This is a genomic window from Streptomyces sp. NPDC088747, from assembly GCF_044751025.1.
In the GTDB taxonomy this organism is placed as follows: domain Bacteria; phylum Actinomycetota; class Actinomycetes; order Streptomycetales; family Streptomycetaceae; genus Streptomyces.
Map to the genome: position 1 here is coordinate 41551 of NZ_JBIVKZ010000011.1, position 13173 is coordinate 54723.

Below are 13173 nucleotides of genomic sequence, written 5' to 3' on the forward strand. Positions count from 1 at the left end.
TCCAGGCTTCGAGATTACGGCACCGGTAGGCGGCCGGGCACATCCCGCTTGTAAACGCACTCATTAGTGGGTGGCCGGGCCCACACAGCGGTGGGCGGCCGGGCAGTCACTCTGCCCGGCCGCCGCGAACACCGCCCGGCTAGGAGATTTTCACCGGGTTAACGACGTCGGCGATCAGCACCAGGATCGTGAAGCAGATGAAGACGCTGGCCACCACATAGGCGACGGGCATCAGCTTGGCGACGTCGAAGGGGCCCGGGTCGGGGCGCCGCAGCACCTTCGCCAGGTTCCGGCGCAGCGACTCCCACAGCGCGCCCGCGATGTGCCCGCCGTCGAGCGGGAGCAGCGGGAGCATGTTGAACAGGAACAGTGAGAGGTTGAAGCCGGCCACCAGGAACAGCATCATCGCGACCTGCTGGGACGCCGGGATGTCGAGGGTGAAGACATCGCCGCCGATGCGGGCCGCGCCGACCACGCCCATCGGGGAGTCGGCCTCGCGCGGGCCGTCCCCGAAGGCCGCGTCCCACAGGGCCGGGACCTTGCTGGGCAGGGCGATCAGCGACTCCACGCCGTTCTGCATCATCTCGCCCATGCGGTCCACGGACTGGCCGAAGGACTGCTCGACGATGCCGGTGGCGGGTGTGAAGCCGAGGAAGCCTGCGTACACGTACTGGCCCTCGACATAGCCGCCGTCGCCGTCGCTCTTGCTGACCTGGTTCCTGATCAGGTGGGCGGTCAGGTCGACCTGCTCGCCCTTGCGCTCGACGGTGAGGGTGACGTCCTTGCCGGGGTTGGCGCGGATGTCGGACTGGAGGGTCGACCAGTCCTGGACCGCCTTGCCGTCGAAGGCGACGATCTTGTCGCCGCCCTGGAGTCCGGCGGCCTTGGCGGGCGCGGCCTGGTCGCCGCTCGCGCACTTGGTGCGGTTCTCGCTGCCCTGGATGACGCAGTCGGAGACCTTGCCGACGGTGGTGGTCTGGGTCTGTATGCCGAACGTCATCATCACGCCGAGGAAGATCGCGACGGCCAGGATGAGGTTCATGAAGGGGCCGGCGAACATCACGATCACGCGCTTCCACGGCTTGCGCGTGTAGAAGAGGCGGTTCTCGTCGCCCGGCTTGAGCTCCTCGAACGCGGCGGACCTGGCGTCCTCGATCATGCCGCGGAAGGGGGAGGTCGAGCGGGCCTCGATCCGGCCGTCGGGGCCCGGCGGGAACATGCCGATCATGCGGATGTAGCCGCCGAGCGGGATCGCCTTGATGCCGTACTCGGTGTCGCCCTTGCGGCGCGAGAAGATGGTCGGTCCGAAGCCGACCATGTACTGCGGCACCCGGATGCCGAAGAGCTTGGCCGTCGACAGATGTCCCAGTTCGTGCCACGCGATCGAGATGAGCAGGCCGACCACGAAGACGACTATGCCGAGGATCATCATCAAGGTCGTCATGCACGAGCCTCCGCGGTTGTCGCCTGTGGCGTCTGTTTCGTCTGTGCCGTCAGTTCACGGGTCCGGGCACGCGCCCAGGTCTCCGCTTCAAGGACGTCCGCGACGGTCAGGGAAGTTCCCGTGTCCGGCGTGCCGTGTTCCTCGACCACTCGCGTGACAGTCTCCATGATGCCGAGGAAGGGCAGCGCGCCGTTCAGGAACGCGTCCACACACTCCTCGTTGGCGGCATTGAACACCGCCGGGGCCGTGCCCGCGAGCCGCCCGACGTGCCGGGCGAGCGCGACCGAGGGGAACGCCTCGTCGTCGAGCGGGTGGAACTCCCAGCTCGACGCCCTGGTCCAGTCGAAGGCGGGCGCCGCGTCGGGCACGCGCTCGGGCCAGCCGAGCCCGATGGCGATCGGCCCCCGCATGTCGGGGGGCGTCGCCTGGGCGATCGTCGATCCGTCGGTGAACTCAACCATCGAGTGGACATACGACTGCGGGTGCACGACCACCTCAATCCGCTCGAAGGGAATGTCGTAGAGGAGGTGCGCCTCGATGACCTCGAGCCCCTTGTTCACCAGGGTCGCGGAGTTGATGGTGATGACCGGCCCCATCGCCCAGGTGGGGTGGGCCAGTGCGGCCTCGGGGGTGACGTCGGCCAGCTCGGATCTCGTACGTCCCCGGAAGGGGCCCCCGGAAGCGGTCACGACGAGTTTGCGTACGTCGGCCCGGGTGCCCGAGGCGAGGGCCTGGAACAGGGCGGCGTGCTCGGAGTCGACCGGGATGATCTGGCCGGGCTTGGCCAGCGCCTTCACCAGCGGGCCGCCGACGATGAGCGACTCCTTGTTGGCGAGCGCGAGAGTGCGGCCCGCCTCCAGGGCGGCGAGGGTGGGCGCGAGGCCGATGGACCCGGTGATCCCGTTCAGCACGGTGTGGCAGGCGGAGGCGGCGAGCAGGGTGGCCGCGGTCGGCCCGGCGAGGATCTCCGGAAGCCGCTCACCAGGGGCGTACTGCGCCGCGAGGGCCTCCTTCAGCGCCGGTACGACGTCCTCGCGCGCGACGGCGACCCTCTCCACGCGCAGCAGGCGGGCCTGTTCGGCGAGCAGGCCGACCCTGCCGCCCGCGGCGGAGAGTCCGGTGACCCGGAACCGGTCGGGGTTGCGCAGCACGAGGTCGATGGCCTGGGTGCCGATCGAGCCGGTGGAGCCGAGGATCACGACATCCCGGACTCCCTCCACGGGGTCGAAGACAAGATGCGGATCGGCGAGGGGGGCTGGACTGTCGCTCATTCCCCCATTGTGGCCGCAATGGGTCCCGCGCAGGACAGTGCGCCCCTCTTCCGGTCCCTTTAGCACCCTCGCGCCCCGCAGGAACGGAAATCACCCTTTGTGAAACCAGCGTGAAGATCACGTGATAGCACTGCACAACCGGTCGGTGGACGACCGACCGGCGGACAACACCCTGGGGGGTTCTCATGCGGATTCGCGCTGCCCTGCCCGCGCTCGTGGGCGCAGTGGCACTGACGGGCACGTTTCTCAGCACTCCGGCTCAGGCGGCCGGCGGTGTGACCATTCACCGTGCCTACTTCGACAGCCCCGGCTCGGACCGGGGCTCGAACGCGAGCCTCAACGGCGAGTGGGTGCAGCTCAAGAACACCGGTTCGGTGGCGATCTCGGTCAAGGGCTGGATCCTGAAGGACGTCGCGAACCACAGATTCACCTTCCCCGACGTGAAGATCGGGGCGGGCAAGACCGTCATCGTGCACACGGGCAAGGGCACGGCCACCTCGGCGCACCGGTACCAGAACCGGCGCGCCTACGTCTGGAACAACACGAGCGACACCGCCACGCTCACCAAGGCGAACGGCAGCAGGGTCGACTCGTGCTCGTGGACGACGCGGGATCCCAGCGACAAGTACTGCTGACCCGCCTCACCGCCTGCGGCGGCGCCTGGCCTTCGACTTCGCGGGCCGGGCGCCGCCGCGCGCGGGCGCCGGGCCGGTGGGTGCGGGCTTCTGGTCCGCGCCGGTGGAGGACCGATCGCCGGGGCCGGGCCCGGACGCGCTGTCGGCCGGGGTGAAGGAGCCCTCGACGACGCCTTCCGCCGTGTCCAGCGTCGGCGCCGTGTAGTGCAGTTCCTCGGTGCGGTCGCGGCGTTCGAGGTTCTCCGCGCCGGGGGCCGCCGCGTCGAGGTTGAACACGTAGCCGACGGACTCCTCCTTGATGGCCTCGGTCATCGCGCCGTACATGTCGAAGCCCTCGCGCTCGTACTCGACGATCGGCTCCCGGCCGAGCGTCCAGCGCAGGCCGATGCCGTCGCGGAGGTAGTCCATCTCGTAGAGGTGCTCGCGCCATTTGCGGTCGAGGACGGAGAGGACGACCAGCCGTTCCAGGTCGCGCAGGACGTCGGCGCCGAGGTCGGCCTCGCGGTCCTCGTAGCGGGCGTGGATGTCCGCCGTCACCGCGTCGAGCAGTTCCTCGGCGGTGAGGCTCGCGCGGTCGCCCGCCGCGTCCTCCAGGTCCTCGATGGTGAGCCGTACGGGGTAGAGCTGCCGCAGGGCGCTCCAGAGCCGCTCCAGGTTCCACTCCTCGGCGAACCCCTCGCCCGTCTCGTGCTCGACGTAGGCCCGCACGGTGTCGTCCATGAAGTGCAGGATCTGCTCGCGCAGGTCCTCCCCCGCCAGGACCCGGCGGCGTTCGGCGTAGATCAGCGTGCGCTGCCTGTTGAGGACCTCGTCGAACTTGAGGACGTCCTTGCGGGACTCGAAGTGCTGCTGCTCCAGCTGGGCCTGGGCGGAGGCGATGGCGCGGGTGACCATCTTGTTCTCGATGGGTACGTCGTCGGGGACGTTCGCCATGGACATCACGCGCTCGACCACGTTGGCGCGGAACAGCCGCATCAGGTCGTCCTGGAGCGAGAGGTAGAAGCGGGAGGCCCCCGGGTCGCCCTGCCGGCCGGAGCGGCCACGCAGCTGGTTGTCGATACGGCGGGACTCGTGGCGTTCGGTGCCCAGGACGTAGAGGCCGCCAAGGCTCTTGACCTCGTCGTGTTCGGCGGCTGCCGCCGAGGTGATCCGGTCGAGGATCCGCTGTCTGTCCTCGGGGCCCGCGTCCTCGCCGGCCTCGGTGAGCGCCATGGCCTCCGGATTGCCGCCGAGCATGATGTCGGTGCCGCGGCCCGCCATGTTGGTCGCCACGGTGACCGCGCCCCTGCGTCCGGCCTGCGCGACGATCTGGGCCTCGCGCTGGTGGTTCTTGGCGTTGAGGACCTCGTGCCGGATGCCCTTCCTCCGCAGCCGGGCGGAGAGCAGCTCGGACTTCTCCACGGAGGTGGTGCCCACCAGGACCGGCTGTCCTGCCTCGTGCTTCTCGGCTATGTCGTCGAGGATCGCGGCGTACTTCGCCTCCTCGGTGCGGTAGATCTGGTCGGGATCGTCGAGGCGGACCATCGGCCGGTTGGTGGGGATCGGGACGACGTGCAGCTTGTAGATCTGGTGGAACTCGGCGGCCTCGGTCATCGCGGTGCCGGTCATGCCGGCGAGCTTGTCGTAGAGGCGGAAGAAGTTCTGGAGGGTGATCGTGGCGAGGGTCTGGTTCTCGTCCTTCACCGTCACTCCCTCCTTGGCCTCGATCGCCTGGTGCAGGCCCTCGTTGTAGCGGCGGCCCGCGAGGATGCGCCCGGTGTGCTCGTCGACGATCAGCACCTCGCCGTCCACGAGGACGTAGTCCTTGTCCTTCTTGAAGTGCTCCTTGGCCTTGAGCGCGTTGCCGAGGTGGCCGATGAGCGGGGTGTGGTCGGACTCGTAGAGGCTCTCGATGCCCAACTGGTCCTGGAGGTACTCCACTCCGCGGTCCAGGATCGACACCGTGCGCTTCTTGGGGTCGTACTCGTAGTCGTACCGCGTACGCAGCTCGGCGAGGCGCTCCTTGTCCGACGGCGTCGTGAACTGCTCCTCCTGCACCAGGACGCCCTTCATGCGCAGGGCGAACCTGGCGAAGGACTCGTACCAGTGGGTGGGCTGGTCGGCCGGGCCGGAGATGATCAGCGGGGTGCGGGCCTCGTCGATGAGGATCGAGTCGGCCTCGTCGACGATCGCGAAGTTGTGGCCGCGCTGGACCAGTTCGTCCTGCGACCAGGCCATGTTGTCGCGCAGGTAGTCGAAGCCGAACTCGGTGTTGGTGCCGTAGGTGATGTCGCAGGCGTACTGCTGTCGGCGCTCGGCCGGTGTCGACTGCGTCTTGATGACGCCGACGGTCAGGCCCAGGAAGCGGTACGCGCGGCCCATCCACTCGGCGTCGCGCTCGGCCAGGTAGTCGTTGACCGTGACGAGGTGAACCCCCTTGCCGGTGAGGGCGTTCAGGTAGACCGGGAGCGTGCCGACCAGGGTCTTTCCCTCGCCGGTCTGCATCTCGGCGATGTTGCCGAGGTGGAGCGCCGCGCCGCCCATGATCTGTACGTCGAAGTGGCGCATGCCCAGGGTGCGGCGCGCGGCCTCGCGCATCACGGCGAAGGCCTCGGGCAGCAGGTCGTCGAGGCTCTCGCCCTCGGCGTACCTCGCCTTGAACTCCGGGGTGAGCGACTGGAGTTCCTCGTCGGTCAGTTCCCTGAAGTCCTCCTCGATGGAGCCCACCTGTTCGGTGACGCGCTCCAGACGGCGCAGCATCCGGCCCTCGCCGGCCCGCATGATCCTGCCGGTGATGGCGTCAAGGCCCTTTACTGGCATGGGAATTCCCCCACAACTAAACGGCGTCCATGAGCATTTCCATCCAGCGGTTGGCCCGCTGGAGAATATGGACGTTCTGTTGATTCGCTCTGATCACCTCGCGCAGAACGGGGTTCTCGACCACGTCGAGCGCGGCACGGAAAAGCTGCTGGATCACCGGCCGTTCACCCGGCCGCCCCGCGTCGAGCAGCGCGTCGACGTCACGGAGGTCGAACCTCCGGATCCGGGGCGCGTCGAAGGAGGCCACGGGCGGCCTCGGTTCCTCGTCCACCAGGGCGAGCGCGCAGTCGTTGAGCAGCACGGCGACCGCGTCCCGGTGCCCCTGGAAGGTCTCAGGGGCGGTCTCCCGCAACTTCTGCGCGAGCGGCCGTACTTCGTCGCGCACGGTCCGCAGGGCCCGTACGAGATCCGTCTCGTCGAGCTGCCGCCACGCCTGGCCGCGGGCGCGCGTCAGCTGTACGGAAATGCCGTGACCGTATTCTTCCCCGGCTCCTTGGCGCATGTGCCGTCCCCGTTCGCCATTGTGCTCATTGTTGGCGCACATTTCCGGTGCGGCAAGCGGCACAATGACGGACGGGGCTGTTGTGCACGGTTGGGGAAAAGGTCAGCGAATGGGTCGGTGGACGTTTTCCCTCTTGCTCGGACCGGGCGTCGCGTCGGCGATCCAGGGGCCTTCGCCCGAGGGGTCGATGACGCCCTGCTCCAGCCACGCGTAGGTGCCGGAGAGGACTCCCTTGACCACCTTGTGGTCGAGGTCGTCGGTGTTGGTCCACAGACGGTTGAAGAGTTCGTCCACGCGGATGCGGGACTGGCGGCAGAAGGCGTCGGCGAGTTGGTAGGCCTCGCGGCCGTGCGCCTCCGTGGTGCGCAGAAGTTCGGCGCGGACACAGGCCGCGCTCATCGCGAAGAGTTCGGCGCCGATGTCGACGATCCGGCCCAGAAAGCCCTGCTTGGTCTCCATGCGGCCCTGCCAGCGGGACATGGCGTAGAAGGTGGAGCGGGCCAGCTTGCGGGCGCTGCGCTCGACGAAGCGCAGGTGCGGCGAGAGGTCGATCTCCTGGTTGAACTCGGCGTACGCGCGCGGCAGTTGACCTTGCCCAGTGACCAGCTTCGGCAGCCACTTGGCGTAGAAGACACCGGCGTTGGCGCCCGCCTTCGCCTTGTCCGAGAGGGACTTGTCGGGGTCGATGAGGTCCCCGGCGACCGAGAGGTGGGCGTCGACGGCCTCGCGGGCGATCAGCAGGTGCATGATCTCCGTCGAGCCCTCGAAGATGCGGTTGATGCGGAGGTCGCGCAGGATCTGCTCGGCCGGTACCGCCCGCTCCCCGCGCGCCGCCAGCGAGTCAGCCGTCTCGAAACCGCGGCCGCCGCGGATCTGGACCAGTTCGTCGGCCATCAGACAGGCCATCTCGGAGCCGTACAGCTTGGCGAGGGCGGCCTCGATGCGGATGTCGTTGCGGTCCTCGTCGGCCATCTGGGAGGACAGGTCGAGGACGGCCTCCAGCGCGAAGGTGGTCGCCGCGATGAAGGAGATCTTCGCGCCGACCGCCTCGTGGTGGGCGACCGGCTTGCCCCACTGCTCACGCGCCGCCGACCACTCGCGGGCGATCTTCAGACACCACTTGCCCGCGCCCACGCACATGGCGGGCAGGGACAGCCGGCCCGTGTTGAGCGTGGTCAGCGCGATCTTCAGGCCCGAGCCCTCCGGGCCGATCCGGTTCGCGGCGGGCACCCGGACCTGGTGGAAGCGGGTGACGCCGTTCTCCAGGCCGCGCAGGCCCATGAAGGCGTTGCGGTTCTCGACGGTGATGCCCTCGGAGTCCGCCTCGACCACGAACGCCGTGATGCCGCCCTTGTGGCCCTCCGACTTCGGCACCCGCGCCATGACGACGAGCAGGTCGGCGACGACGCCGTTGGTCGTCCAGAGCTTCACCCCGTCGAGGACGTACTCGTCGCCGTCCGGTACGGCACTGGTCGCCAGCCGCGCCGGGTCGGAGCCGACGTCCGGCTCGGTGAGCAGGAACGCCGAGATGTCGGTGCGGGCGCAGCGGGGCAGGAAGGCGTCCTTCTGCTCCTGGGTGCCGAACTGCTTCAGCGGCTGCGGTACGCCGATCGACTGGTGGGCGGAGAGCAGCGCGCCGATCGCGGGGCTCGCGGATCCGACCAGGGCGAGCGCCTTGTTGTAGTACACCTGGGTGAGGCCGAGACCGCCGTACTTGGTGTCGATCTTCATGCCGAGGGCGCCGAGCTCCTTGAGGCCGTTGATGACCTCGTCGGGGATCCGCGCCTCGCGCTCGATGAGCGCGGGGTCGATCTTCGTCTCGCAGAAGACGCGCAGCCTGGCGAGGAACTCCTCGCCGCGCCGGGCGTCCTCGTCGGCCGGCAGGGGGTGCGGGTGGATCAGGTCGAGCCGGAAGCGGCCGAGGAACAGCTCCTTGGCGAAGCTGGGCCTGCGCCAGTCCTGTTCGCGCGCGGCCTCGGCGACCTGCCGGGCCTCACGTTCGGTGACTGTGGGCTGGTGGGGTGTTGCGGTCATGAGGGTCACCTCGCCGCGCATCGGGAACAGGGGTTCGTGTGCCGGTGTCGTACGCTCTGACACCCCGATCTTGTCCGCCCATTTCAGCGATCTTGGGGCGCACGTTACCGATCGGTTCTACTCGATCGTATTTACCTGATTCCGGATGACCCCACCAGCCCTCGCGCGGCGTTCGGCCCAACGCGCTCGCGGCGGCGTCGCATCGGGGATGCTTGACGGGGGGACGGTGGACGGTTGGAGAAAGCGCGGCCACGGGAAAAGGTGTCGAAGCGCTTCGACAACCTATGGACACCCAACATCCATCGGGCTACTGTCGAGCCACCCTCACTCGCCGTTATCCGCAACGCGCACTGTCGAAGCGCTTCACACAATGCTGGGAGAGCTGGATGGTCACCCTCGCCGAGGTCGCCCAGCACGCCGGAGTATCCGCGAGCACGGTGAGCTATGTCCTCAGCGGCAAGCGGTCCATCTCCATGGGCACCCGGCAACGGGTCGAGCAGAGCATCCAGGAGCTGGGCTACCACCCGAACGCGGGAGCCCGCGCCCTGGCGAGCAGCCGGTCCAACATCATCGCGCTGATGATCCCGCTCCGTACGGACATGTACGTGCCGGTGATGATGGAGATCGCCATCGCGGTGGCGACCAACGCCCGCACCCACGGGTACGACGTGCTGCTGCTCACCGGCGAGGAGGGCCCCGACGCGGTACGCCGGGTCACCGGCAGCGGACTCGCCGACGCGATGATCCTGATGGACGTCGAACTCGACGACGAGCGGATGCCGTTGCTTCGCGACACGGACCAGCCCTCGGTGCTCATCGGGCTGCCCGCCGACACCTCGGGACTGACCTGTGTCGACCTCGACTTCGGCGCGACGGGCGCTCTGTGCGCCGAACACCTGGCGCTGCTGGGCCATCGTGACATCGCTGTCATCGGCGAGGCGCCCGCGGTCTACGAGCGGCACACGGGGTTCGCCGAGCGCACACTCGACGGACTGCGTTCCCGGTCACGGGAGTTGGGCCTGCGCGTACTGCACCGCCCCTGCGAGGGCGGCTTCGACGCGATGTCCCTGACACTCGCGCGGATCTTCGACGAGCGTCCGGGCACCACCGGTTTCGTCGTGCAGAACGAGTCCGCGGTCGAGCCGCTGCTCGCGCTGCTGCGCCGGCAGGGCCGCGCCGTCCCCGAGGACGTGTCGGTGATCGCGATCTGCCCGGACCAGGTCGCGACCCAGGCCTCGGTGCGGCTGACCTCGGTCGCCATCCCCGCGCAGGAGATGGGGCGGCACGCGGTGGAACAACTGGTCGCCAAGCTGGACGGCCATGGCAAGGACGAAGTCGTGCTGATCGCACCGGAGTTGACGGTGCGGGCGAGCACGGGCCCGGCGCCGAGCGCGGGCTGAGCCCACCCGTTCGAGTACGAGTACCCGCGCCACCCGCCCGGGTCCCCCCGCCACCCGCTCAGGCACCCCTGAGCCCGTCCGCTCACGCACCCCTGAGCCCATCAGCCCAGGACCCCGGCCGGTCGCCTCCCCGGCGGCCGGCCACCTCAGGCGGCCCCACGGGGCAGCCCCTTCTTTCCCGGTACGCGTCCGTCGCGGGCCGGGTCTGTCGCAGCCCACTCCTTCTCCCAGGAGCACCCCCAGTGAATCTGCCTGCCGAAACACAGCCCCAGGTCAGCCTCGCGCAGTCCTCACCCACCGTCGGCACCTTCCGCGAACGGGACGGTGCGCTGGAGTGGAGCGGCCGCACGGAGACCGTGCGTGTCGAGCCCTGGGGCCCGGACGCGGTCCGGGTCCGCGCACGGCTCGGCGGACCGGTCCTCGAAGGCCTCCCGGGCGCGCTGCTCGACGAGCCGCCGGCCACCGAGAGCACGGTCAAGACCGAGGCGGGAGAAGGGCGGTTGACGGTCGGCGCGCTGACCGTCCTGGTGTCCGCGGAGGGGCTCATACGCTTCGTCCGCACCGCCGACGGCTCGGAACTGCTCGCCGAGGAGCGCGCCCACTTCTGGTGGCCCGGCTCACGTCTCTACACCCCGACCGGCAACGGCCACCACCGGCTGGAGCAGCGGTTCGCCGCCTACCAGAACGAGAAGCTGTACGGGCTCGGCCAGCACCAGCACGGGCTGCTCGACCAGAAGGGCGCCGTCCTCGACCTGGTGCAGCGCAACGCCGAGGTGACCATCCCGGTGCTCACCTCCAGCCGGGGATACACCCTGCTGTGGAACTCCCCCGCCATCGGCCGCGTCGAGCTCGCAGGCAACGGCACCCGCTGGGTCGCCGACTCGGCCCGCCAGCTGGACTACTGGATCACGGCGGGCACCCCGGCCGACGCGCAACGCCGCTACAGCGCCGCGACCGGCCGTACGCCGATGCTGCCCGAGTGGGCCGCCGGCTTCTGGCAGTGCAAGCTGCGCTACCGCACGCAGGACGAACTCCTCTCCGTGGCACGGGAGTACAAGCGGCGCGGGCTACCCCTGTCGGTCATCGTCTGCGACTTCTTCCACTGGACGCACCTGGGCGACTGGAAGTTCGACCCGTCCGAGTGGCCCGACCCCGCCGCGATGCAGGAGGAACTCGCCGCGATGGGCGTCAAACTGGTCGTCTCCGTCTGGCCCTCGGTGTCCCCGCTCTCCGAGAACCACCAGCTCATGGAGCAGCGCGGCTACTTCATCGGCACGCAGTACGGCCCGATGGCGCACGCCGACTGGCCCGACAAGGAGGTCGCCTCCACCGTGCAGGTCGCCTTCTACGACGCCACCAACCCGGAGGCCCGCGACTTCCTCTGGTCCCGGGTGAAGGCCAACTACCTCGACCCGTACGGCATCACGGCCTTCTGGCTGGACGCCTGCGAGCCGGAACTGAAGCCGGGGTTCTCGGAGAACCTGCGCTATTACGCGGGTCCCGGCCTGGAGGTGGGCAACCTGTACCCGCGGGAGAACGCCCGCGTCTTCTACGAGGGGCTGCTCGCCGCCGGTGAGACCGAGATCGTCTCCCTCAACCGGTCGGCGTGGGCGGGCAGTCAGCGCTACGGCGCCGCCCTGTGGTCCGGCGACATCGGCACCGACTTCGCGACCCTGCGCCGCCAGATCGCGGCCGGCCTCAACACCGCGCTCTCCGGGATCCCCTGGTGGAACACCGACATCGGCGGCTTCCACGGCGGCGACCCGGACGACCCGGAGTTCCGCGAGGTCATGGTCCGCTGGTTCCAGTTCGGCGCGCTGTCCCCGCTGATGCGCCTGCACGGCTTCCGCGACCCGGGCATGGCCCTGGGCCCCGATATGACCGGCGGCCCGAACGAGGTCTGGTCCTACGGTGAGGAGGCCGGCGCCATCCTGGAGAAGTACCTGCGGCTGCGCGAACGCCTGAAGCCGTACGTCCTGGACGTCATGCGGGAGGCCCACGAGGAGGGGCTGCCCGTGATGCGCCCGCTCTTCCTGGAGTTCCCGGACGACCCGGCCGCCTGGTCGGTGGACGACGCGTACCTCTTCGGCCCGGATCTGCTGGTCGCGCCGGTGCTCACGGCGGGCGCGACGGACCGCACGGCCCACCTTCCGGCGGGCGCGCGCTGGACGGACGCGTGGACCGGTGAGACGTACGACGGGGGCGCGGCCGTCACCGTCGACGCCCCGCTGGACCGCATCCCGCTGTTCCTGCGGGACGGGGCCCGGCTGCCCGTGACGGAGTGAGCAGGAAAGTGCGGCCGGTCCCTCGCGAGGACCGGCCGCACTCTCACGTCCGGATCAACTGCTGCTGACCGTCAGATTGTTGGTGGTGAAGTCCAGACCGCCGGACGAGGACGTCACCTCGTAGCCGAACTGGACGTCCCCGATGGTCTCGTTGCCGAACCAGCCCTTGGTGTCCTTGATCCACTTGAGGATCGGCAGGATGTTGACGGTGCCGGAGGACGAGTCCGAGGTGCGCAGGAACGAGAAGACCTCGTTCGCTCCGTTGTTGCCCTTGTAGACGGTCCACGTGTGGCCGCCCAGTGTCACGTTGCCCTGCGAGGTGCCGAGCGGGCCGACGGCTCCGTTGTAGTTGACCCAGAGCATGATCTCGTAGTCGTAGGCGGTGTCCCAGATGTCGTACGACGTGTTGTACGCGCCGGCGGACGGGACCGTGACGTTGTAGCTGCTGGAGAGCGAACCGATCGAGGTGATCGTCTTGTTGATCACCTTCTTGGAGTTGGGGTACGACTTGATGCCGCCGGTGTTGGGGTGGTTGGCCCACACTCCCCAGTTGGTACCGGAGTTGGCCCAGACACACTGGGAGCCCGCTCCGGATCCCCAGATGTTGTTGTAGAGGGTGTAACCGTTCAGCGAGGTGTTGCCCCACTGGTCGCAGGAGCTCCAGACGGCGGCCTGAGCGGGGGCGGGGGCGGCGGCGGCTCCGACGGTGACGCCGAGCGCGAGTGCGGGGGCCGCGAGGGCCTTGGCGATCCTGTTCCGTGTACGACGTGCCATGGTGTCCCTTCCATGGGTGGGGGGAATTG

Annotated in this window: 9 protein-coding genes; 3 read left to right on the forward strand and 6 right to left on the reverse strand. The window is 69.1% G+C overall.

Annotation, left to right across the window (positions count from 1 at the left end; translation table 11 throughout):
• Positions 1 to 139: 139 nt before the first annotated feature.
• The gene (locus tag ACIP79_RS24870) at positions 140 to 1444 is read right to left on the reverse strand and encodes a M50 family metallopeptidase (protein WP_383683673.1); all 1305 of its coding nucleotides are present in this window, start codon (positions 1442 to 1444) and stop codon (positions 140 to 142) included.
• Complete coding sequence (gene dxr / locus ACIP79_RS24875; protein WP_383683675.1) at positions 1441 to 2715, reverse strand: 1-deoxy-D-xylulose-5-phosphate reductoisomerase; 1275 nt, start codon at positions 2713 to 2715, stop codon at positions 1441 to 1443. The genes ACIP79_RS24870 and dxr overlap by 4 nt, the downstream gene beginning before the upstream one ends.
• 185 nt (positions 2716 to 2900) lie before the next feature.
• Here dxr and ACIP79_RS24880 point away from each other — a divergent pair, with 185 nt between their 5' ends.
• Entirely contained in the window at positions 2901 to 3350 is a 450-nt protein-coding gene (locus ACIP79_RS24880) for a lamin tail domain-containing protein (protein WP_401226771.1), read from the forward strand.
• Positions 3351 to 3356: 6 nt separating this feature from the next.
• Here the strand turns inward: ACIP79_RS24880 and secA are convergent, their stop codons facing one another.
• The 3 genes from secA to ACIP79_RS24895 form a co-directional block, all read right to left on the reverse strand.
• On the reverse strand, positions 3357 to 6149 hold the full coding sequence (gene secA / locus ACIP79_RS24885; RefSeq protein WP_401226773.1) for a preprotein translocase subunit SecA: 2793 nt from the start codon (positions 6147 to 6149) through the stop codon (positions 3357 to 3359).
• A gap of 16 nt (positions 6150 to 6165) precedes the next feature.
• Complete coding sequence (locus ACIP79_RS24890) at positions 6166 to 6651, reverse strand: hypothetical protein (protein ID WP_401226775.1); 486 nt, start codon at positions 6649 to 6651, stop codon at positions 6166 to 6168.
• 102 nt (positions 6652 to 6753) lie between these two features.
• Complete coding sequence (locus tag ACIP79_RS24895) at positions 6754 to 8685, reverse strand: acyl-CoA dehydrogenase family protein (protein ID WP_387187924.1); 1932 nt, start codon at positions 8683 to 8685, stop codon at positions 6754 to 6756.
• 386 nt (positions 8686 to 9071) lie between these two features.
• Between ACIP79_RS24895 and ACIP79_RS24900 the strand changes: the two genes are divergently transcribed.
• Positions 9072 to 10085, forward strand: a complete 1014-nt coding sequence (locus ACIP79_RS24900; protein ID WP_383683684.1) for a LacI family DNA-binding transcriptional regulator — start codon at positions 9072 to 9074, stop codon at positions 10083 to 10085.
• A 242-nt stretch (positions 10086 to 10327) separates the two neighbouring features.
• Entirely contained in the window at positions 10328 to 12370 is a 2043-nt protein-coding gene (locus ACIP79_RS24905) for a TIM-barrel domain-containing protein (protein ID WP_401226776.1), read from the forward strand.
• Between the two features lie 54 nt (positions 12371 to 12424).
• Here ACIP79_RS24905 and ACIP79_RS24910 read toward each other — a convergent pair whose 3' ends face one another.
• Positions 12425 to 13144, reverse strand: coding sequence for a hypothetical protein (locus ACIP79_RS24910; RefSeq protein ID WP_401226778.1), 720 nt, complete (start codon positions 13142 to 13144; stop codon positions 12425 to 12427).
• Between the last annotated feature and the right edge of the window lie 29 nt (positions 13145 to 13173).

Coding starts and splice junctions, on each gene's coding strand:
- ACIP79_RS24870 (WP_383683673.1), bottom strand. CDS start 1,444: ATGACGACCTTGATGATGATCCTCGGCATAGTCGTCTTCGTGGTCGGC.
- secA (WP_401226773.1), bottom strand. CDS start 6,149: ATGCCAGTAAAGGGCCTTGACGCCATCACCGGCAGGATCATGCGGGCC.
- dxr (WP_383683675.1), bottom strand. CDS start 2,715: ATGAGCGACAGTCCAGCCCCCCTCGCCGATCCGCATCTTGTCTTCGAC.
- ACIP79_RS24895 (WP_387187924.1), bottom strand. CDS start 8,685: ATGACCGCAACACCCCACCAGCCCACAGTCACCGAACGTGAGGCCCGG.
- ACIP79_RS24890 (WP_401226775.1), bottom strand. CDS start 6,651: ATGCGCCAAGGAGCCGGGGAAGAATACGGTCACGGCATTTCCGTACAG.
- ACIP79_RS24910 (WP_401226778.1), bottom strand. CDS start 13,144: ATGGCACGTCGTACACGGAACAGGATCGCCAAGGCCCTCGCGGCCCCC.
- ACIP79_RS24880 (WP_401226771.1), top strand. CDS start 2,901: ATGCGGATTCGCGCTGCCCTGCCCGCGCTCGTGGGCGCAGTGGCACTG.
- ACIP79_RS24900 (WP_383683684.1), top strand. CDS start 9,072: ATGGTCACCCTCGCCGAGGTCGCCCAGCACGCCGGAGTATCCGCGAGC.